Origin of the sequence: Cupriavidus sp. KK10, from assembly GCF_018223725.1 — a bacterium.
Taxonomy (GTDB): Bacteria; Pseudomonadota; Gammaproteobacteria; order Burkholderiales; family Burkholderiaceae; genus Cupriavidus; species Cupriavidus necator.
On record NZ_CP073677.1, the window covers coordinates 1,077,934 to 1,097,266 of the forward strand.

The 19,333-nt window shown below is 65.2% G+C and carries 20 protein-coding genes; all 20 read left to right on the forward strand.

What is annotated here, in order from left to right; translation table 11 throughout:
• Window positions 1-11 precede the first annotated feature (11 nt).
• Window positions 12-1,487: an NADH-quinone oxidoreductase subunit NuoN gene (gene nuoN, locus KB879_RS05290; protein ID WP_013956024.1), complete on the forward strand. Its 1,476-nt coding sequence runs from the start codon at window positions 12-14 to the stop codon at window positions 1,485-1,487.
• Between the two features lie 13 nt (window positions 1,488-1,500).
• Window positions 1,501-1,809: a DUF2818 family protein gene (locus tag KB879_RS05295; RefSeq protein ID WP_013956025.1), complete on the forward strand. Its 309-nt coding sequence runs from the start codon at window positions 1,501-1,503 to the stop codon at window positions 1,807-1,809.
• 44 nt (window positions 1,810-1,853) lie between these two features.
• A complete protein-coding gene (locus KB879_RS05300) occupies window positions 1,854-2,489 on the forward strand; it encodes an NUDIX domain-containing protein (protein WP_153955098.1) in 636 nt (211 codons plus the stop codon).
• A 128-nt stretch (window positions 2,490-2,617) separates the two neighbouring features.
• Complete coding sequence (locus KB879_RS05305; RefSeq protein WP_013956027.1) at window positions 2,618-3,064, forward strand: DUF1178 family protein; 447 nt, start codon at window positions 2,618-2,620, stop codon at window positions 3,062-3,064.
• A 93-nt stretch (window positions 3,065-3,157) separates the two neighbouring features.
• Entirely contained in the window at window positions 3,158-4,360 is a 1,203-nt protein-coding gene (locus KB879_RS05310; RefSeq protein ID WP_013956028.1) for an acyl-CoA dehydrogenase family protein, read from the forward strand.
• Between the two features lie 13 nt (window positions 4,361-4,373).
• A complete protein-coding gene (locus KB879_RS05315) occupies window positions 4,374-5,492 on the forward strand; it encodes an acyl-CoA dehydrogenase family protein (RefSeq protein ID WP_013956029.1) in 1,119 nt (372 codons plus the stop codon).
• A 162-nt stretch (window positions 5,493-5,654) separates the two neighbouring features.
• Window positions 5,655-6,098: a MaoC family dehydratase gene (locus KB879_RS05320; protein WP_013956030.1), complete on the forward strand. Its 444-nt coding sequence runs from the start codon at window positions 5,655-5,657 to the stop codon at window positions 6,096-6,098.
• A 34-nt stretch (window positions 6,099-6,132) separates the two neighbouring features.
• Window positions 6,133-6,609 (forward strand): MaoC family dehydratase, encoded by a 477-nt coding sequence (locus tag KB879_RS05325; RefSeq protein WP_013956031.1) that lies wholly within the window; start codon window positions 6,133-6,135, stop codon window positions 6,607-6,609.
• 615 nt (window positions 6,610-7,224) lie between these two features.
• Window positions 7,225-8,193, forward strand: a complete 969-nt coding sequence (gene cyoA / locus KB879_RS05330) for a ubiquinol oxidase subunit II (RefSeq protein ID WP_211980868.1) — start codon at window positions 7,225-7,227, stop codon at window positions 8,191-8,193.
• An 8-nt stretch (window positions 8,194-8,201) separates the two neighbouring features.
• A complete protein-coding gene (gene cyoB / locus KB879_RS05335; protein ID WP_013956033.1) occupies window positions 8,202-10,175 on the forward strand; it encodes a cytochrome o ubiquinol oxidase subunit I in 1,974 nt (657 codons plus the stop codon).
• Window positions 10,176-10,180: 5 nt separating this feature from the next.
• Window positions 10,181-10,825, forward strand: a complete 645-nt coding sequence (cyoC, locus tag KB879_RS05340) for a cytochrome o ubiquinol oxidase subunit III (protein WP_013956034.1) — start codon at window positions 10,181-10,183, stop codon at window positions 10,823-10,825.
• Window positions 10,825-11,193, forward strand: a complete 369-nt coding sequence (cyoD, locus tag KB879_RS05345; RefSeq protein ID WP_013956035.1) for a cytochrome o ubiquinol oxidase subunit IV — start codon at window positions 10,825-10,827, stop codon at window positions 11,191-11,193. The genes cyoC and cyoD overlap by 1 nt, the downstream gene beginning before the upstream one ends.
• A gap of 353 nt (window positions 11,194-11,546) precedes the next feature.
• Entirely contained in the window at window positions 11,547-12,803 is a 1,257-nt protein-coding gene (gene urtA, locus KB879_RS05350) for an urea ABC transporter substrate-binding protein (RefSeq protein ID WP_013956036.1), read from the forward strand.
• A gap of 147 nt (window positions 12,804-12,950) precedes the next feature.
• Window positions 12,951-14,573 carry an urea ABC transporter permease subunit UrtB gene (gene urtB / locus KB879_RS05355; protein ID WP_228772524.1) on the forward strand — a complete coding sequence of 541 codons (1,623 nt, stop codon included), beginning with the start codon at window positions 12,951-12,953 and terminating at the stop codon, window positions 14,571-14,573.
• Window positions 14,573-15,778, forward strand: coding sequence for an urea ABC transporter permease subunit UrtC (urtC, locus tag KB879_RS05360; RefSeq protein ID WP_211982128.1), 1,206 nt, complete (start codon window positions 14,573-14,575; stop codon window positions 15,776-15,778). Before urtB ends, urtC begins: the two co-directional genes overlap by 1 nt.
• On the forward strand, window positions 15,775-16,623 hold the full coding sequence (gene urtD / locus KB879_RS05365; RefSeq protein ID WP_010809104.1) for an urea ABC transporter ATP-binding protein UrtD: 849 nt from the start codon (window positions 15,775-15,777) through the stop codon (window positions 16,621-16,623). The genes urtC and urtD overlap by 4 nt, the downstream gene beginning before the upstream one ends.
• Window positions 16,624-16,625: 2 nt before the next feature.
• Entirely contained in the window at window positions 16,626-17,318 is a 693-nt protein-coding gene (gene urtE / locus KB879_RS05370; protein ID WP_013956039.1) for an urea ABC transporter ATP-binding subunit UrtE, read from the forward strand.
• Between the two features lie 123 nt (window positions 17,319-17,441).
• Window positions 17,442-18,311, forward strand: a complete 870-nt coding sequence (locus KB879_RS05375) for an urease accessory protein UreD (RefSeq protein ID WP_013956040.1) — start codon at window positions 17,442-17,444, stop codon at window positions 18,309-18,311.
• Window positions 18,312-18,354: 43 nt separating this feature from the next.
• Window positions 18,355-18,657 (forward strand): urease subunit gamma, encoded by a 303-nt coding sequence (locus KB879_RS05380; RefSeq protein ID WP_013956041.1) that lies wholly within the window; start codon window positions 18,355-18,357, stop codon window positions 18,655-18,657.
• A gap of 54 nt (window positions 18,658-18,711) precedes the next feature.
• Complete coding sequence (locus tag KB879_RS05385) at window positions 18,712-19,323, forward strand: HupE/UreJ family protein (RefSeq protein ID WP_153955102.1); 612 nt, start codon at window positions 18,712-18,714, stop codon at window positions 19,321-19,323.
• Window positions 19,324-19,333 lie beyond the last annotated feature (10 nt).

Below are 19,333 nucleotides of genomic sequence, written 5' to 3' on the forward strand. Positions count from 1 at the left end.
GAGAAATCAACATGCAACCGTCCTCGACACTCGGCCCTGTGGCGCCGATCATTTTCCTGGCGATCGCCATCGCTGCGATCAACTGGGTCGACCTTGCGCGCGGCAAGGGCAAGCAAAGCGTTGCCTATCCGCTGTCGCTGCTGACCACTCTGGTGCTGACGGTGTGGTTTGGCCTGAACGCCGCCGCCGGCGAGACGCACTACGCGTTCGCCAACCTGGTCGTGATCGACCCGATGGCCAACGTGCTATCGGCGTTCTGCGCGGCGGGCCTGTTCGTCACGCTGGTGTACACGCGCCGCTACCTGGCTGAGCGCGACATGTTCGCCGGCGAGTTCTACATGCTGGCCCTGTTCACGCTGGGCGGCCAGATCGTGATGATCACCGGCAACAACTTCCTGACCCTGTACCTGGGCCTGGAACTGCTGTCGCTGTCGTCGTACGCACTGGTGGCACTGCGCCGCGAATCGCGCGTGACCTCGGAATCGGCGATGAAGTACTTCGTGCTGGGCGCGCTGGCTTCGGGCTTCCTGCTGTACGGCATCTCGATGATGTATGGCGCCACCGGTTCGCTGAACCTGGGCGAGGTGTTCCGCGTGGTCGAGTCGGGCCGCGTCAACACCACCATGCTGGCCTTTGGCGTGGTCTTTATCGTTGCCGGCCTGTCGTTCAAGCTGGGTGCTGCGCCGTTCCACATGTGGATCCCGGACATCTACCAGGGTTCGCCGACCGCGGTGACGCTGCTGATCGCCGGCGGCCCCAAGGTTGCTGCTTTCGCGCTGTTCATCCGCGTGCTGGTGGAAGGCCTGCTCCCGCTGGCGAGCGACTGGCAAATGATGCTGGTGGTGCTGTCGATCATCTCGCTGGCCATCGGCAACCTGACCGCCATCGTGCAGAGCAACCTGAAGCGGATGCTGGCGTACTCGACCATCTCGCACATGGGCTTCGTGCTGCTGGGCCTGCTGTCGGGCGTGGTGGCCAACAAGGCTGACGGCGCCGCCGATGCGTACAGCTCGGCGATGTTCTACTCGGTGACCTACCTGCTGACCACGCTGGGCACCTTCGGCATCATCCTGCTGCGCACCAGCAAGGGCTTCGAGGCCGAGACCCTGGAAGACCTGAAGGGCATGTCGCGCCGCAACCCGTGGTTTGCCTTCCTGATGCTGGTGATGATGTTCTCGCTGGCCGGCATCCCGCCGACCGTGGGCTTCTATGCCAAGCTGGCGGTGCTGGATGCGGTGGTCAAGTCAGGCATGACCTGGCTGGCCGTGGTGGCCGTGATGTTCTCGCTGATCGGCGCGTTCTACTACCTGCGCATCGTCAAGCTGATGTACTTCGATGCACCGGTGGGCGAAGAGCAGCTGGAAGCGACCTTTGGCCTGCGCTCGATGCTGAGTGTGAATGGTGCCGCGGTCATCCTGCTGGGCATTTTCCCGGCCGCGCTGATGAACCTGTGCTACCAGGCCATCCGCTCGACGCTGGGTTCCTGATCCGCCACACCCCATGAGCGCATCCGCAAGCGGCTGGTTTGTCATCCTGCTGGCACTGATCAGTGCGAACCTGCCGTTTGTGAACCAGCGCCTGTTCGCGCTGATCCCCCTGCGGCAGGCGCGCAAGCCGCTGTGGCTGCGCCTGCTGGAACTGATCGTCTGGTTCGCGGTGGCCGGCGCCGCCGGCTTTGCTGTGGAGGCCAGCCTTGGCAATGCCTTCCCGCAGGGCTGGCAGTTCTACGCCATCACCGCCTGCATGATGCTGGTGTTTGCCTTCCCGGGCTTCACCTGGCAATACCTCGTCAAACACCGCACGGCCTGAAGCCGGTCTTGTCGGCGCCGGGCCCTGCCTGATCCGGAGCGTCCATGACCGACAAGATCCAACGCGGCACCTCGTCTACCGATGAACCTACCGGGAACGACGACGCACTGAAGGAAGTGTGCGTCGCCTCGGCCACGGTCCATCGCGGCAAGTTCCTTACCCTCAAGCAAGACATCGTCAGGCTGCCGGACGGCAAGCAGACCGGGCGCGAGTACGTAGTCCATCCGGGCGCGGTGATGATGATCCCGCTGTTCAATGACGGCACCGTGCTGATGGAGCGCCAGTTCCGCTATCCGATCGGCGAAGTGATGCTGGAATTCCCTGCCGGCAAACTCGATCCGGAAGAGGGCGCGCAGCGCTGCGGCGAACGCGAGCTGCTGGAGGAGACGGGCTACAGCGCGGCGCGCTGGGATTACCTGACGCGCATCCACCCGGTTATCTCTTATTCCACCGAGTTCATCGACGTCTTCCTGGCGCGCGACCTGACGCACGGCGAGGCGCAGCTCGACGACGGCGAGTTCCTGGAAACCTTCATCACACCGGTGGGGCAGGTGATCGACTGGGTCCGCAGCGGCCGCATCACCGACGTAAAAACCATCATTGGCGCGTTCTGGCTGGAAAAAGTGATCTCGGGTGCCTGGCAACCGGGCGAACAGCCGCTGCCGCATTACGCCGTATAGTGAGTAGTGAGCCGCGTGGATTCTGCGCCATGCGGTTGTTCACGAACGGTCGTTCTAAAAAATTTAGCACGACCGTTCACAAAATTTCGATTCGCGGATAATATAGCTTTTGACGGGCTGGAAAGATCATGAAGGTGCTCGACCTGCGCTGCGCGCATGACCATGGTTTCGAGGGCTGGTTTGCCTCGGAGGAAGATGCGCAGTCGCAAATCTCGCGTGACCTCGTCCAATGCCCGGTCTGTGGCGACCACGCCGTGACGCGGCTGCCCAGCGCGCCGCGCCTGAACCTGTCGGGCGCGACCGCACGCGAAGGCGGCGCCAGGCCGGCGCAGCCGGCTGCCGCACCGGCGACACTGCAAGCGCTCTATATGAAGGCAGTGAAGCAGGTGCTGGCACAGACCGAGGACGTTGGCGAGCGCTTTGCCGAAGAGGCAAGGCGCATGCACTATGACGAGGCGCCGGAACGCGGCATTCGCGGTTCGGCCTCGGCGGAGGAGGTGCAGGCGCTGGCCGAAGAGGGCATCGAGACTTTCCCGCTCGTGGTGCCGGATGCGCTGAAGCAGACGGCTCACTGAATTGCGTCTTGTGCCCGTTGCTGTCGGCGCTTGACGTGCAGGCAGAACAACCGCCGGCGGCCCCACGCCAAGCCGGCACCACTGGAGACGGGCATGGATCTCAACTACTCGGCGTCCGACAACGCCTTCCGCGAGGAAGTGCGTAGCTGGCTCGAAGCCAACTTGCCGGCGGACATCCGCAGCAAGATTCTCAACCACCGGCGTCCGAACCGCGACGACCTGGTGCGCTGGCACAAGACCCTGGCCGGCAAGGGCTGGTCGGCACCGCACTGGCCCGTCCAGTATGGCGGCACCGGCTGGAACGCCACCCAGCGCCATATCTGGGATGAAGAGAATGCCCGCGTCGGCGCGCCCGGCGTGCTGCCGTTCGGCGTGGCGATGGTCGCGCCGGTAATCATGAAGTACGGCAGCGAGGCGCAAAAGTCGTATTACCTGCCACGCATCCTGGACTGCACCGACTGGTGGTGCCAGGGCTATTCGGAGCCGGGCTCGGGTTCGGACCTGGCCTCGCTGAAGACCCGCGCCGAGCTGACTTCGGACGGCAAGCACTACATCGTTAACGGCCAGAAGACTTGGACCACGCTCGGCCAGCACGCCGACATGATCTTCTGCCTGGTGCGCACCGATCCCGAAGCCAAGAAGCAAGAGGGCATCTCGTTCCTGCTGATCGACATGAAGACCCCGGGCATCACCGTGCGCCCGATCATCATGCTCGACGAAGAGCATGAGGTGAACGAAGTCTTCTTCGACAACGTCAAGGTGCCGGTCGAGAACCGCGTCGGCGACGAGAACCGCGGCTGGACCTACGCCAAGTACCTGCTGGGCCATGAGCGCACCGGCATTGCCCGCGTGGGCAACTCCAAGCGCGAGCTGGGCTTCCTCAAGCGCGTGGCGCGCCAGCAGCAGAAGAACGGCAAGCCGCTGCTGGAAGACCCGGTGTTCGGCGCCAAGGTGGCCGCGCTGGAAATCGAACTGATGGCGCTGGAAATCACCGTGCTGCGCGTGGTCTCGAGCGAAGCGGCAGGCAAGGGCCCCGGCCCCGAGGCCTCGATGCTCAAGATCAAGGGCACCGAGATCCAGCAGTTGCTGACCGAGCTGATGGTCGAGGCCGTCGGCCCGTACGCCCAGCCGTTCGACACCGCCTACCTGGAGTGCGAGACCGAGCACGCCGTGACCGGCTACGACGACGCCGCGCCGCTGGCCGCGTACTACTTCAACTATCGCAAGACCTCCATCTATGGCGGGTCCAACGAAATTCAGAAGAACATCATCAGCCAGATGATTCTGGGGCTGTGAGGAGACACGCAACATGAACTTCAATCTCAGCGACGAACAGAAGCAGCTGGCCGACGCCGTCCGCCGTTTCATCGACAAGGACTACGGCTTCGAGTCCCGCAAGAAGAACTACGAAAGCGCCGCCGGCTACGGCGGCGCCGCCTGGGGCTCGCTGGTCGAGCTCGGCCTGACCGCGCTGCCGGTGCCGGAAGCGCAGGGCGGTTTCGCGGGCAAGGCCCTGGACATGATGGTGGTGCAGCAGGAACTGGGCCGCGGCCTGATCGTGGAGCCGTACCTGGCCACGGTGGTCGGCGCCTACGCCCTGGGCCTGGCCGGTGGCCAGGATGCACTGCTGGAGCAGGTCGCCGGCGGCGAACTGAAGCTGGCCGTGGCCTTCAACGAGCCGCAGGCGCGCTACGAGCTGAACAACGTGCGCGTCACCGCCCGCGACGGCAAGCTCAGCGGCCGCAAGGTCGTGGTGGTGCATGGCGGCCAGGCCGACAAGCTGATCGTGTCGGCCCGCAGCAGCGGTGCCGAAGCCGACCGGGATGGCATCTCGCTGTTCCTGGTGGATGCGAAGGGCGCCGGCGTCAGCATCAAGGACTACCGCACCATCGACAACCTGCGCGCGGCCGACATCACCTTCCAGGATGCCCCCGCGCAACTGCTGGGCGAAGCCGGCAAGGCCTTCCCGGTGATCGAGCAAGTGGCCGACTACGCCGCCGTGCTGCTGTGCGCCGAGGCCGTGGGCGTGATGGATACGCTCAATGCCGCCACTTTGGAATATGCCAAGACGCGCCAGCAGTTCGGCCAGCCGATCGCGCGCTTCCAGGCGCTGCAGCACCGCATGGTCGAGATGTTCATCCACGCCGAGCAGTCGCGTTCGATAACGCTGCTGGCCGCTGCCCGCTTCGAAGAAGTAACGCCGGAAGAGCGGCGCCGCTATGTCTCCGCCGCCAAGGCGCGCGTGGGGCAGGCAGCGCGCACGGTCGGCCAGGAGGCGGTGCAGATCCACGGCGGCATGGGCGTGACCAACGAACTGCCGGCCGCGCACATGTTCAAGCGGCTGACGCTGATCAACACGACCTTCGGTGACGTGGATCACCACCTGGGCAGGTTTGCTGCCCAGCCCGGGTTCCAGGAAGCTGCCTGATCCTGCCCGTCCAGTCAAAACCGCGCTGTAGTCCAGGCGCGGTTTTTTTCTTTGGAGACCGTTAGGGGCGGGTTCGGCAAATACGGACGCCAGCCCCCGGCGGCCATGCGATCATTGCCTGGACAAAGTGCCCTGGCGCCAATCACTACAGAGAGACAACCGATGCTGTATTTCGAGGACTTTGAAGTCGGCAGCCGCCGCGAACTGGGTTCGTACCTCGTCACCGAGGAAGAGATCCTGGCTTTTGCGCGCCAGTACGATCCGCAGCCGTTCCATATCGACAAGGAGGCCGCTGCCAGGAGCATCTATGGCGGTGTGATATCGAGCGGCTGGATGACGTGCTCGATCATGATGCGGCTGCTGGTGCTGAGCAGCACCGGCAAGTCAGCCAGCATGGGCTCGCCTGGTGTGGATGAGATTCGCTGGCTCAAGCCCGTCTATGCCGGCGACACGCTCAGCGTCGTGCTGAATGTGCTCGATACCCGGCCGTCGCAGTCCAAGCCGGACCGCGGCGTGGTCCACACCCAGTGGGAAGCCACCAACCAGCGCGGTGAACTGGTCTGCACCGTCAAGGGCATGGGCATGTACGGCCGCCGGCCCGCCTGAGAACACTCAACCCACCATCGAGGAGACAACCGACATGCGCACCATCGCATCGCTTGAAGAACTGGAAGGCCTGCAGGGCCAGGAAGTCGCGGTCAGCGACTGGATCGAGGTGACCCAGCAGCAGGTCAACCAGTTTGCCGATGCCACCGGCGACCACCAGTGGATCCACATCGACGTGGAGCGCGCAAAGAAGGAGTCGCCCTATGGCGGCCCGATCGCCCACGGCTTCCTGACGCTGTCGCTGCTGCCCAAGTTCATGCACAACGCGCTGCACATGCCATCGAAGATCGGCGTCAACTACGGCCTGAACCGCGTGCGCTTCACGGCGCCTGTGCCGGTAGGCAGCAAACTGCGGGCACGAATCAAGCTGCTCAAGGTCGATCGGCTCGATCCGCTGCCGAAGTCTCCTGAACTGGTGGGCGCTCAGTCCACCTGGGAAGTGACGATCGAGCGCGAGGGCAGCGACCGTCCGGTGTGCGTGGCGGAGTCGATTTCGCGCCGATATGGATGAACTGCGGCTTGATCCGCGCCAAGGGTTCTGACGCAGTGCGACAATATGCCACATAGTGTTGTCGCACCCCGAAAAGCCGCGCATGCGCGGCTTTCTGCATATTCAAAGCCGAATTTGTGCGCTTGACGCCGGTCAATGCACGGAAAGCCATTCTCGAGGTCGATTGTCCGATAAAACGGACACTGTGTTTTGTGCCGTTGGGTTTACCCCTAATGTTGCGTTGCGGTACAGTCGCGCCCACGATGTTTTACGTGTTGCGCTCCCCGGCCGAAAACCGCGCTTGCCATGAAGGCAAGTCCGTCGGGAAGTGCAAAAACTTCGTATTCCAACGCTACCCGGCCGCTGTACTGAGCCGGGACCGTTCGCGGTTTCGGCCAGGTGCCGCAGCGCCGGCAAGGTCCTACAGGGCCTGCAGCGCACGCAGTCAGTTGTCCTTCCGTGTTCATGGCGTTGCAAGGCCGCATGGTCCCTCGGCGATCGATCCGCCGCCCGACCGCAACGCCAGCTAAGGACACGTCCTTCCGGTTTTCCCTCAGCCCCACGCCTCTTGCGCGAGCATCAGGCGGTTTAGCCGCGCTTTTGCCCGAAGCGCGGTGTAACCAAACCAGTCGTGACATGAAGAAACCCATACTGCCGCGTTGGACGCGGTTCCTGCCTTGCCTTGGCCTGCTCCTGCTCGCCGGCTGCAACATGACGCTGCTCGACCCGAAAGGGCAGGTCGGCGTCGACATCAAGAACATCATCCTGATCGCTACGTGGCTCATGCTGCTGGTGGTGCTGCCGGTGATCGTGCTCACGCTGGTGTTCGCCTGGAAGTACCGCGCGTCCAATACCTCGGCGCGCTATGAGCCGGACTGGTCGCACTCCACCGCGATCGAAGTGGTGGTATGGCTGATCCCCTGCCTGATCATCATTGCGCTGGGCATCATCACCTGGAAGTCCTCGCACGATCTGGACCCGTACAAGCCGCTTGAATCCAGCAAGAAGCCGGTCACCGTCGAGGTGGTGGCGCTGAACTGGAAGTGGCTGTTCATCTATCCGGAACTGAAGATCGCCACGGTCAACCAGATCGCCTTCCCGGTCGACACCCCGGTGAACTTCAAGATCACCTCGGATTCGAACATGAATTCGTTCTTCATCCCGCAACTGGGCAGCCAGGTGTACGCCATGGCAGGGATGGAGACCAAGCTCCACCTGATCGCCAACGAAGCCGGTTCTTACGACGGCGTGTCCGCCAACTACAGCGGCGGTGGTTTTTCGGGCATGAAGTTCAAGGCGATGGCCATGTCGAACTACGAGTTCGACCAGTGGGTCGCCAAGGTTCGCGCCTCGTCCACCGAACTGGGCGTTGAAGGCTACAAGACGCTGGCACAACCCAGCGAGAAGGAGCCGGTCACGTACTACGGCAAGGTGGAAGACCAGCTCTTCCGCAACATCCTGCACAAGTACATGGACCACAGCGGCACGGCTGTCGCCGCCGACGGGTTCAAGGGCGGCCCGATCTGCACGTCGCGCAACACCCTCGGTGAAGAGCAGCTGTCGATGACCACGCCGGCCAAGCTGGCGCTGGGCGCGCAATCCTAGGAGCAATGATGTTTGGCAAGTTGAGTTTGTCGGCGATTCCGTTTCATGAGCCGATCATCATGGTCGTTCTGGCCGGCGTCGCCGTGGGCGGGGCCGCGCTGCTAGGCGCGATCACCTATTTCAAGAAGTGGGGCTACCTCTGGAACGAGTGGTTCACCTCGGTCGACCACAAGAAGATCGGCGTGATGTACTGCCTGGTCGCCCTGATCATGCTGCTGCGCGGCTTTTCCGACGCGATCATGATGCGCGCCCAGCTGGCGCTCGCCACCAATGGCGCGACCGGCGTGCTGCCGCCTGAGCACTACGACCAGATCTTCACCGCCCACGGCGTGATCATGATCTTCTTCGTGGCCATGCCGCTCATGACCGGCCTGATGAACCTGGTCGTGCCGCTGCAGATCGGCGCGCGCGACGTGGCCTTCCCGTTCCTGAACACGCTCTCGTTCTGGCTGTTCGTCGCGGGCGCCATGCTGGTCAATATCTCGCTGGGCGTCGGTGAATTCGCCAAGACCGGCTGGCTGGCCTACCCGCCGCTGTCGGGCCTGGACTTCAGCCCGGGCGTGGGCGTGGACTACTACCTGTGGAGCTTGCAGATCTCAGGCCTGGGCACGCTGCTGACCGGCGTGAACTTCCTGGTGACGATCCTGCGCATGCGCGCCCCGGGCATGACCCTGATGCGCATGCCGGTGTTCACCTGGACCGCGCTGTGCACCAACGTGCTGATCGTGGCCGCCTTCCCGGTGCTGACCGTGACCCTGGCGCTGCTGGGCCTGGACCGCTACCTCGGCATGCACTTCTTCACGAACGATGGTGGCGGCAATGCCATGATGTACGTGAACCTGATCTGGATCTGGGGCCACCCCGAGGTGTACATCCTGATCCTGCCGGCGTTCGGCATCTTCTCTGAAGTGATCGCCACGTTCTCGGGCAAGAAGCTGTTCGGCTACAAGGGCATGGTGTACGCGACCGCCGCCATCATGGTGCTGTCGTTCATCGTGTGGCTGCACCACTTCTTCACGATGGGTTCGGGCGCCAACGTCAACGCGTTCTTCGGCATCACCACCATGATCATCTCCATCCCGACCGGGGTGAAGATCTTCAACTGGCTGTTCACCATGTACCGCGGCCGGGTCCAGATGACCACGCCGGTGCTGTGGACGCTGGGCTTCATGATCACCTTCGTGATCGGCGGCATGACCGGCGTGCTGATGGCCGTGCCGGCTGCTGACTTCGTGCTGCACAACAGCCTGTTCCTGATCGCTCACTTCCACAACGTGATCATCGGCGGCGTGCTGTTCGGCTACCTGGCCGGCATCACCTACTGGTGGCCGAAGGCGTTCGGCTTCAAGCTGAACGAGCGCCTGGGCAAGTACGCCTTCTGGTGCTGGCTGGTGGGCTTCTACTTCGCCTTCATGCCGCTGTACGTGCTGGGCCTGATGGGCATGACCCGCCGCCTGAACCACACCGACAACCCGGCCTGGACGCCGTGGCTGTACCTGGCCGTGGTCGGCGTGGTGTTCGTGGCGCTGGGCATCTTCTTCCAGGTGCTGCAGATCGTGGTGTCGATCCGCGACCGCAAGAAGCTGGCCGACGTGACCGGCGACCCGTGGGGCGGCCGCACCCTGGAGTGGGCCACCTCGTCGCCGCCGCCGTTCTACAACTTCGCGCACACCCCTGTGGTGCGTGACCTGGACGCGTTCGCCGACATGAAGGCCCGCGGCGAGACCCTGCCGACCGAAGGCTACGAGAAGATCCACATGCCCAAGAACACGGGCGCGGGCTTCATCATCGGCGCCTTCAGCCTGGTGTTCGGCTTTGCCCTGACCTGGCATATCTGGTGGATGGCCGCGGTTGGCCTGGTGGGCATGATCTGGGCGTTCATCCACCGCAGCAACGACGACCACATCGACTACTACGTGCCGGCCACCGAGGTCGAGCAGATCGAAACGCGCCAACTGCAGCGCATTGCTTCGCAAGCCTGAGAACCATGTCGACTCAAGTCCTAGACCGCATCCCCGCGCAGGCAGGCGCCTCGGCTCACGCCGACGCGCACGGCCATGACCATGCGCACCACGATACCAGTGCCAATACGGTGTATGGCTTCTGGATCTACCTGATGAGCGACTGCATCATCTTCGCCGGACTGTTCGCGGCTTTCGCCGTGCTGCGCGGCGAGCTGGCAGGCGGCCCGTCGGCGAAGGAGCTGTTCGAGCTCAACTACGTGCTGGTGGAGACCTTCATCCTGCTGTTCTCCTCGATCACGTACGGCATGGCGATGATCTCGCTGCAGAACCGCAGCCTGAGCCGCGTGCAGGTGTGGCTCGGCGTCACGTTCCTGCTGGGCCTGGCCTTCATGGCGATGGAAATCAACGAGTTCCATCACCTGATCGCCGAAGGTGCCGGCCCGGGCCGCAGCGCGTTCCTGTCGTCATTCTTCACCCTGGTCGGCACCCACGGCCTGCACGTTGCCAGCGGCATGCTGTGGATGATCGTGCTGATGTGGCAACTGTCGAAGAAGGGCATCACCCCGACCCTGACCAAGCGCCTGACCTGCCTGTCGCTGTTCTGGCACTTCCTGGACGTGGTCTGGATCGGCGTGTTTACCGTGGTCTACCTGATGGGACATCTGTGATGGCACAACACAACGCACCGGCGGCGCACGGCGCCCACGACTCGCACGATTCGCACGCGGGCCACGACACCCACGCCAGCTTCAAGTCGTACGCGATCGGCTTCATCCTGGCCGTGATCCTGACCGTGATCCCGTTCAAGCTTGTGATGGACGGCAGCATGGACAAGGGCACCATCCTCTGGATCATCCTCGGCATGGCCGTGGTCCAGATGCTGGTCCACCTGAAGTACTTCCTGCACCTGGACACGTCGTCTGAGCAGCGCAGCAACGTGATCGCGCTGCTGTTCACCGCGCTGATCCTGGTGATCGTGGTGGCGGGTTCGCTGTGGATCATGCACAACCTGAACGCCAACATGATGGTGATGTAAGGACCCAGCGTCCTGGCATCGAAAGCGGGGCCCCGGAAGGGGCCCTTTTTTTTGCCCATGCCAGCCTTGGGGCATGGTGCCCGGCCCTGGTGCGGGGCGCGCAGCGCCTGGCGCCTTTCGCATGCCGCCCGCACGGAATTGCACCGATGCACGGGAGTGGTGCGCGCGCCGCCCGCACTGCCCTGGTGCGGATACGCGATCGCCGGCAGCGGTAGCGCCTGCGCGCCGCGCCAGCAGGCCGTCTGCCGCCGGCGCAGTGGGTATCAGGCCGTTTGCCTCCATGGCACGCTAGTTGCAGAAGCATCACCCGGGGAGCGTAGTCCCTGACCAACACCATAAACGGGAGCTGCAAAATGCAACGACGTGACATGCTGAAGCTGTCGGCGATAGCCGCCGCGGCGATGATCGGTACCAGCCCGCTGGCGCTGGCGCAGTCCAAGGAGCCGATCAAGGTCGGCATCCTGCATTCGCTGTCCGGCACCATGGCCATTTCGGAGACGTCGCTGAAGGACGTGGCCCTGATGACCATTGATGAGATCAACAAGAGCGGCGGCGTGCTGGGACGCAAGCTGGAGCCGGTGGTGGTGGACCCGGCCTCGAACTGGCCGCTGTTCGCGGAAAAGGCGCGCCAGCTGATCACCAAGGACAAGGTCGCAGTGACCTTCGGCTGCTGGACCTCGGTGTCGCGCAAGTCGGTGCTCCCGGTCTATGAGGAACTGAACTCGCTGCTGTTCTACCCGGTGCAGTATGAAGGCGAAGAGATGTCGAAGAACGTCTTCTACACCGGTGCAGCGCCCAACCAGCAGGCGATCCCGGCGGTGGAATACCTGATGAGTAAGGAAGGCGGCGGCGCCAAGCGCTTCTACCTGCTGGGCACGGACTACGTCTACCCGCGCACCACCAACAAGATCCTGCGCGCCTTCCTGAAGAGCAAGGGCGTGGCCGACAAGGACATCGAAGAGGTCTACACCCCGTTCGGCCACAGCGACTACCAGACCATCGTCGCCAATATCAAGAAGTTCTCGCAGGGCGGCAAGACCGCGGTGATCTCCACTATCAACGGCGACTCCAACGTGCCGTTCTACAAGGAGCTGGGCAACGCCGGGCTGAAGGCCAAGGACGTGCCGGTGGTGGCGTTCTCGGTGGGTGAAGAGGAACTGCGCGGCATCGATACCAAGCCGCTGGTGGGCCACCTGGCCGCATGGAACTACTTCATGTCGGTCAAGAACCCCGAGAACGATGCCTTCCGCAAGCAGTGGGCGGCATGGGTCAAGGCCAACAATCTGCCCGGCGGCGACAAACGCGTGACCAACGATCCGATGGAAGCCACCTACGTCGGCATTCACATGTGGGCGCAGGCCGTGAAGAAGGCCGGCACCACCGACACCGACAAGGTGCGCGCCGCCATGTACGGCCAGACCTTCAAGGCACCGGACGGCTTCACCCTGACCATGGGCGAGAACCACCACCTGTACAAGCCGGTGATGATCGGCGAAGTGAAGGGTGATGGCCAGTTCTCGGTGGTGTGGAAGACGCCGAAGGCGGTGCGTGCGCAGCCGTGGAGCCCGTTCATCGCGGGTAATGAAGGCAAGCCGGACAAGGTGATGTAAGCGGACGCCAGTCCGGCCCCTGACGATGGCTTCCTTCTCCCGCAAGGCGGGGGAGGGGAGCGCATCGCCCCCTTTCGCACACCCAGAACAACAAGGCGCTGAAGCGCCGCCACTGCGCCAGCCACTATGCCCAAACTACTTCCGACAATGGCCATGCCATGGCTGCGCGCCTTGCTGGCGGCGCTGCTGCTGGCGGCTGCGCCGTGGGCCGCGGCGCTGACGCAGGCCGACCTGAAGCCGCTGGCCGAAGACGATTTCGATGCCAAGACCGCCGCGCTGGCCGCACTAGCCAAGGCACCCCCGGCGGAAGCCGGCCCGATCCTGAAAGCCTTGCAGGACGACGCGCTGCAATATGCACCATCGGTCGGCATGGTGCGCCAGGACGGCGACAAGACCGTCGATGCCATTACCGGCAAGCCGGTCGCGGTGAAAGCCGACGAACTGGAGTCCCTGACCCTGAACAACAGCCTGCGTGCGCTGGTCGACAGCGCCGCCAGCAGCCTGCTGCTGCAGTCACCCGACATCGCGGTGCGTGCGCAGGCGGTCGCCACGCTGCGCGCCCAGCCGGAAAGCGCCTCGCGCGCCGCGGTCGAAGCCGCGCGCAAGAACGAGGCCGATGCCGGCCTGCGCACCAGCCTGGACGTGATCTGGGCCAACCTGGTGCTGGCCGAGCCGGCCGATCCGGCAGCGCATGACGCGCGGCTTGAAGCCATCCGCATCCTCGGCAGCGACAGCAACCCGCAGAGCCGCCAGAAGCTGGCGCCGCTGGTGGAGCGCGACAGTGCCGGCAACTACCGCGAGCCCGATGCCGACGTGCGCCTGGCCGCGCAGCAGGCGCTGGACACGCTGCGCAGCGACCAGCGCCGCGCCGAGCTGATCGGCAACCTGTTCGCCGGGCTGAGCCTGGGCAGTGTGCTGCTGCTGGCCGCGCTGGGGCTGGCCATTACCTATGGCCTGATCGGCGTCATCAACATGGCGCACGGTGAATTCCTGATGATCGGCGCCTATGCCACCTACGTGGTGCAGTCGCTGTTCCGCGCCTACGCGCCGGGTGCGTTCGACTGGTACCTGCCGGCGGCGCTGCCGGCCTCGTTCCTGGCGGCAGCCGTGGTGGGCTTCGTGCTGGAGCGGCTGGTGCTGCGCCACCTGTACGGCCGCCCGCTGGAAACGCTGCTGGCCACCTTCGGCGTGAGCCTGCTGCTGATGCAGGCAGTGCGCACGCTGTTCGGCGCGCAGAACGTGGAAGTGGCCAACCCGGCGTGGATGAGCGGCGGCATCGAGTGGATGCCGGGCCTGGTGATTCCCTACAACCGCATCGTCATCATCCTGTTCGCGCTGGCGGTGGTGGCGGTGGCGTGGGCGGTGCTGAACCGCACGCGGCTCGGGCTGTTCGTGCGCGCCACCACGCAGAACCGCACCATGGCGGCCTGCGTCGGCGTGCGCACCTGGAAGGTCGACAGCTACGCCTTTGCCTTTGGCGCCGGCATTGCCGGGCTGGGCGGCTGCGCGCTGTCGCAGATCGGCAATGTCGGTCCCGACCTGGGTCAGGCCTACATCATCGATTCCTTCATGGTGGTGGTGCTGGGCGGGGTGGGGCAGCTGGCGGGCACCATCGTCGGCGCTTTCGGGCTGGGCATCATCAACAAGTTCATCGAGCCCTTCTATGGCGCGGTGCTGGCCAAGATCTTTGTCCTGGTGCTGATCGTGCTGTTTATCCAGAAGCGGCCGCAGGGACTTTTCGCGCTCAAGGGGCGCAGCGCGGAGGCATGATGCAGCGATTCCAATCGAATTCTTCCGCTACCCCGTTCCGGCTTGCCGTGCCTGAGCGCCAGGCGCTGTTCTCGCGGCGCGGCTGGATGGCGCTGGCGGCGCTGGCGGTGATCGTCGGCATCGGCGTGCCGGTGTGCGCGCTGGTGTTGCCGGAGGGCCATCCGCTGCACCTGTCGGCCTATGCGCTGACGCTGGTCGGCAAGATCATGTGCTTTGCGCTGGCCGCGATCGCGCTGGACCTGGTGTGGGGCTACTGCGGCATCCTGAGCCTGGGCCACGGGCTGTTCTTCGCGCTGGGCGGCTACGCCATGGGCATGTACCTGATGCGGGCGATCGGGCGCGAGGGCGTGTACAAGAGCGAGCTGCCGGACTTCATGGTGTTTCTCGACTGGAAGGAGCTGCCCTGGTTCTGGCACGGCACTGAGCACCTGGGCTACGCGCTGCTGCTGGTGGTGCTGGTGCCGGGCGTGCTGGCGTGGCTGTTCGGCTTCTTTGCCTTCCGCTCGCGCATCAAGGGCGTGTACCTGTCGATCATCACGCAGGCGATGACGTATGCGGCGATGCTGCTGTTCTTCCGCAACGAGACCGGTTTCGGCGGCAACAACGGCTTCACGGACTTCAAGCGCATTGCCGGCTTTGCGATTGCGGCGCCGCAGACGCGCACGGCGCTGTTCGTGCTGACCTTCCTGGCGCTGCTGGCGGGCTTCATCGCCTGCCGCTACATCGTCACGTCCAAGCTCGGGCGCGTGGTCACCGCAGTGCGCGATGCCGAGATGCGGGTGATGTTCTCCGGCTACAACCCGCTGGGCTACAAGCTGTTCGTGTGGACTTTCTCGGCAGTGCTGTGCGGCATCGCGGGTGCGCTGTATGTGCCGCAGGTGGGCATCATCAACCCTGGCGAGATGTCGCCCGGCAACTCGATCGAGATGGCGGTGTGGGTTGCCGTGGGCGGGCGCGGCACGCTGATCGGGCCGGTGATCGGCGCATTCCTGGTCAATGGCGCCAAGACCCTGTTCACCGCCCACTTCGCCGAATACTGGCTGTTCCTGCTGGGTGCGATGTTCGTGCTGGTGACCTTGTACCTGCCCGATGGCGTGACCGGGCTGTGGAACCGGCTGCGCGAGCGGCGTGCGGCCGCACCGCCAGCCGCTGCAGACCCTGTTTCCGCGCCTGCCGTGGCAGGCCGCACCGGAGGTGAAGCATGAATGCCGCACTCCAGCACGGCCAGGCCGAAAGCGGCGATGCCACCGGCCTGGGCCGCATCGTCGAGCCTGGCACCATCGATGTCTCGCACGGGCCGATCCTGTACCTGGAAGACCTGACGGTGCAGTTCGACGGCTTCCGCGCGCTGAACAAGCTGACCTTGTCGATCGACCATGGCGAGCTGCGCTGCGTGATCGGCCCCAACGGTGCCGGCAAGACCACGATGATGGATGTCATCACCGGCAAGACCGGGCCGCGCAATGCCAATGTCAGCGGGCGCGTGTTCCTGGGCCAGACCATCGACCTGATGCGGATGACCGAGCCGCGCATCGCGCAGGTGGGCATCGGCCGCAAGTTCCAGAAGCCGACGGTATTCGAGCAGCACGCGGTGTGGGAGAACCTGGAACTGGCGATGAAGGCCGACAAGCGCTGGTGGTCGTCGCTGCGCGCGCGGCTGACGGCAGAGGGGCATCGCCGCATCGAGGAAACGCTGGCGCTGACCGGACTGGAGGCCGAGGCCTACCGGCCCGCCGGGCTGCTGTCGCACGGGCAGAAGCAGCGCCTGGAGATCGGCATGCTGCTGATGCAGCAGCCGCAGCTGCTGTTGCTGGACGAGCCGGTGGCCGGCATGACCGATGAAGAGACCATGCAGCTGGCGGCGCTGCTCAACGGCCTGCGCGGCAGCTGCTCGATGATGGTGGTCGAGCACGACATGGAGTTCGTCGCCGCGCTCGCAGGCGATGCCGGCCAGGTCACGGTGCTGGCCGAGGGCAGCGTGCTGGCCGAAGGCACGCTCGACAGCGTCAAGCGCGACGAGCGCGTGATCGAATCCTACCTGGGAAGATAAGCATGCTGCAGGTCAATGCACTGAACCAGTTCTACGGCGGCAGCCATATCCTGCGCAATGTCAGCTTCGACGTGCCCGCCGGCAAGCTGACCACGCTGCTGGGCCGCAATGGCGTGGGCAAGAGCACGCTGCTCAAGTGCCTGATGGGCGTGGTGCCCACGCGCAGCGGCAGCATCCAATGGGAAGGGCAGGCGCTGGAGAAGAAGGCGCCGTATGAACGCGTGTCTGCCGGGCTGGCCTATGTGCCGCAGGGCCGGGAGATCTTCCCGCGGCTGACGGTGGAAGAAAACCTGCTGATCGGCGCCGCCAGCCGGGCGCGGCCGTCCGGCGTGCCGGACCGGATCTACCAGTTGTTCCCGGTGCTGCGCACCATGCGGCTGCGCCGCGGCGGCGACCTGTCCGGCGGCCAGCAGCAGCAACTGGCGATCGGGCGCGCGCTGATGAGCGAGCCGGGCCTGCTGATCCTGGACGAGCCCACCGAGGGCATCCAGCCTTCCATCATCCAGGACATCGGCCGGGCGCTGCGCCTGCTGGTTGACGAGTTCGGCATGACAGTGCTGCTGGTCGAGCAGTACTACGAGTTCGCGCGGCATATTGCCGACCACTACGTGGTGATGAGCCGCGGCGAAGTGGTGGCGCGGGGTGCCGGCGCCAGCATGGAGCAGGACGGCGTGCGGGAGCTGATCGCCGTGTAGGGCGGCTGCGCGGCAGCGCCGGGATTTGTGGGCCATACGCTGCTTCCGCCAAGGCGGACAGCGCGCTATGATTGCTTGCAACTCCCGCCCTTGCGCGCGTCCCCACCGCCGGCTGTCCTTGCCATGCGCCATCCCGATTTTCCTTCCGCCCTCGCCGTGCCGGCCGCATGGCAGGCCACCCTGCGGCTGCGCTTTGCGCAGCGCGGCGAACGCACCGCGCTGACCGAGCGGCGCCACCAGGGGCCGCTGCTGGTGCAGAAGCCGCTGTACCCGGAAGGAGGCATCTGCCATGCGGTGATCCTGCATCCGCCAGCGGGCGTGGCAGGCGGCGACAGCCTGGATATCGACGTGACAGTGGAGGCTGGCGCGCACGCCGTGCTGGCCACGCCGGGCGCCACCAAGTGGTACAAGTCGCTTGGCCGCGAGGCGGCGCAGCATGTGCGCCTGTCGGTGGGCGCAGGCGCGCGGCTGGACTGGCTGCCGCAGGAGAACATCGTCTTCGACGACGCCCGTGCGCGGATTTCGACCGTGCTCGACGTCGCGCCCGGCGGCAGCGCGATCGGCTGGGATGCGGTGGTGCTGGGCCGGCAGGCATCTGGCGAGCAGTGGGCCAGCGGCGCGCTGTGGCTGGATACCCGCATCGGCGCCGGTGAACGCGCGCTGTGGATCGAACAATCGCATCTTGAGGCCGCGTCGCCACTGCGCACCGCGGTGGCCGGGCTCGACGGACTCAATGTGCTGGGCACGCTGTGGGCGGTAGGCGAGGGCGCGACGCAGGAACTGGCCGAAGCGCTGGCCGAACAGCTGCCCTATCGGCCGGAGCTGCGCGCCGGCGTGACCTGCCTGGCCGCCAACGGCCAGTCGATGCTGCTGCTGCGCGTGCTGGGCCGGCAGATGGAAGCCGTGCGCCACGTCATGGTCGACAGCTGGCAGGCGCTGCGCATGCCGATCCACGGTGTCGCGGCGCGGCCGCTGCGGCTGTGGGCCACGTAGGCGGCCAACAGAGACAACCGAACCCAAGAACCAGGAACAAGAGATGGAACTGACGCCGCGAGAGAAAGACAAGCTGCTGATCTTCACCGCCGCGCTGCTGGCCGAGCGGCGCAAGGCACGCGGGCTGAAGCTGAACTACCCGGAAGCGGTGGCGCTGATCACCGCCGCCATCATGGAAGGCGCGCGCGATGGCCGCACCGTGGCCGAGTTGATGCATGAGGGCACCACCGTGCTGAGCCGCGAGGACGTGATGGATGGCGTGGCCGAGATGATCCCCGAGATCCAGGTGGAGGCCACTTTTCCGGACGGCACCAAGCTGGTGACCGTCCACCATCCCATTGTCTGAACATGACCGTTCCCCGATTTTGACCACGATAACAAGACCAACCCGAGAGCCGACATGAACCGTACCGCCTGCCTGCGTCTTGCCCTGGGCACTTCCCTGACCGTTGCCGCCGGCGCCGCCCTGGCACATCCAGGCCACGATGCCGCCACCGTCAGTGCCAGCCTGTGGGCCGGCCTGGCGCACCCCTTCACCGGCGCCGACCATTTGCTGGCGATGGCGGCGGTGGGCGTGTGGAGCGCCTTGATTGCCCGCTCGGCTGCCGATACGCTGCGCCTGCCGCTGGCCTTCGTGGCGCTGATGCTGGTGGGGGCTGCAATCGGCCTGTCCGGTGTGGCGCTGCCCGCAGTCGAACCGATGATCGCGGCCTCATTGCTGGTGATCGGGTTGCTGCTGGCGCTGCGCGCGAAGTTGCCGGCGTGGGCCGGTACGCTGCTGGTCGGCGGCTTTGCCGTGTTCCACGGCTATGCCCACGGGGCCGAACTGCCCGCCACCGCTGGCGCGCTGCCTGCGGTACTCGCATACGTAGGCGGGTTTGCCGCCGCCACCATGGCGCTGCACCTGCTGGGCATCGGCGCCGGCACGCTGTTGCGCCGCCATGCCGGCTGGCTGGCCCGCGCGGCCGGTGCCGGCGTGGCGCTGTACGGCGCCAGCCTGCTGGTGGCCTGAGGAGAATGGT

Bases quoted from the DNA above. Each gene is read 5' to 3' on its own strand.
- cyoA (WP_211980868.1), top strand. From the start codon at position 7,225: ATGAAGAAACCCATACTGCCGCGTTGGACGCGGTTCCTGCCTTGCCTT.
- urtE (WP_013956039.1), top strand. From the start codon at position 16,626: ATGCTGCAGGTCAATGCACTGAACCAGTTCTACGGCGGCAGCCATATC.
- KB879_RS05295 (WP_013956025.1), top strand. From the start codon at position 1,501: ATGAGCGCATCCGCAAGCGGCTGGTTTGTCATCCTGCTGGCACTGATC.
- KB879_RS05385 (WP_153955102.1), top strand. From the start codon at position 18,712: ATGAACCGTACCGCCTGCCTGCGTCTTGCCCTGGGCACTTCCCTGACC.
- KB879_RS05320 (WP_013956030.1), top strand. From the start codon at position 5,655: ATGCTGTATTTCGAGGACTTTGAAGTCGGCAGCCGCCGCGAACTGGGT.
- cyoD (WP_013956035.1), top strand. From the start codon at position 10,825: ATGGCACAACACAACGCACCGGCGGCGCACGGCGCCCACGACTCGCAC.
- urtC (WP_211982128.1), top strand. From the start codon at position 14,573: ATGCAGCGATTCCAATCGAATTCTTCCGCTACCCCGTTCCGGCTTGCC.
- nuoN (WP_013956024.1), top strand. From the start codon at position 12: ATGCAACCGTCCTCGACACTCGGCCCTGTGGCGCCGATCATTTTCCTG.
- urtD (WP_010809104.1), top strand. From the start codon at position 15,775: ATGAATGCCGCACTCCAGCACGGCCAGGCCGAAAGCGGCGATGCCACC.
- urtA (WP_013956036.1), top strand. From the start codon at position 11,547: ATGCAACGACGTGACATGCTGAAGCTGTCGGCGATAGCCGCCGCGGCG.
- cyoB (WP_013956033.1), top strand. From the start codon at position 8,202: ATGTTTGGCAAGTTGAGTTTGTCGGCGATTCCGTTTCATGAGCCGATC.
- KB879_RS05380 (WP_013956041.1), top strand. From the start codon at position 18,355: ATGGAACTGACGCCGCGAGAGAAAGACAAGCTGCTGATCTTCACCGCC.
- urtB (WP_228772524.1), top strand. From the start codon at position 12,951: ATGGCCATGCCATGGCTGCGCGCCTTGCTGGCGGCGCTGCTGCTGGCG.
- KB879_RS05305 (WP_013956027.1), top strand. From the start codon at position 2,618: ATGAAGGTGCTCGACCTGCGCTGCGCGCATGACCATGGTTTCGAGGGC.
- KB879_RS05325 (WP_013956031.1), top strand. From the start codon at position 6,133: ATGCGCACCATCGCATCGCTTGAAGAACTGGAAGGCCTGCAGGGCCAG.
- cyoC (WP_013956034.1), top strand. From the start codon at position 10,181: ATGTCGACTCAAGTCCTAGACCGCATCCCCGCGCAGGCAGGCGCCTCG.
- KB879_RS05310 (WP_013956028.1), top strand. From the start codon at position 3,158: ATGGATCTCAACTACTCGGCGTCCGACAACGCCTTCCGCGAGGAAGTG.
- KB879_RS05300 (WP_153955098.1), top strand. From the start codon at position 1,854: ATGACCGACAAGATCCAACGCGGCACCTCGTCTACCGATGAACCTACC.
- KB879_RS05315 (WP_013956029.1), top strand. From the start codon at position 4,374: ATGAACTTCAATCTCAGCGACGAACAGAAGCAGCTGGCCGACGCCGTC.
- KB879_RS05375 (WP_013956040.1), top strand. From the start codon at position 17,442: ATGCGCCATCCCGATTTTCCTTCCGCCCTCGCCGTGCCGGCCGCATGG.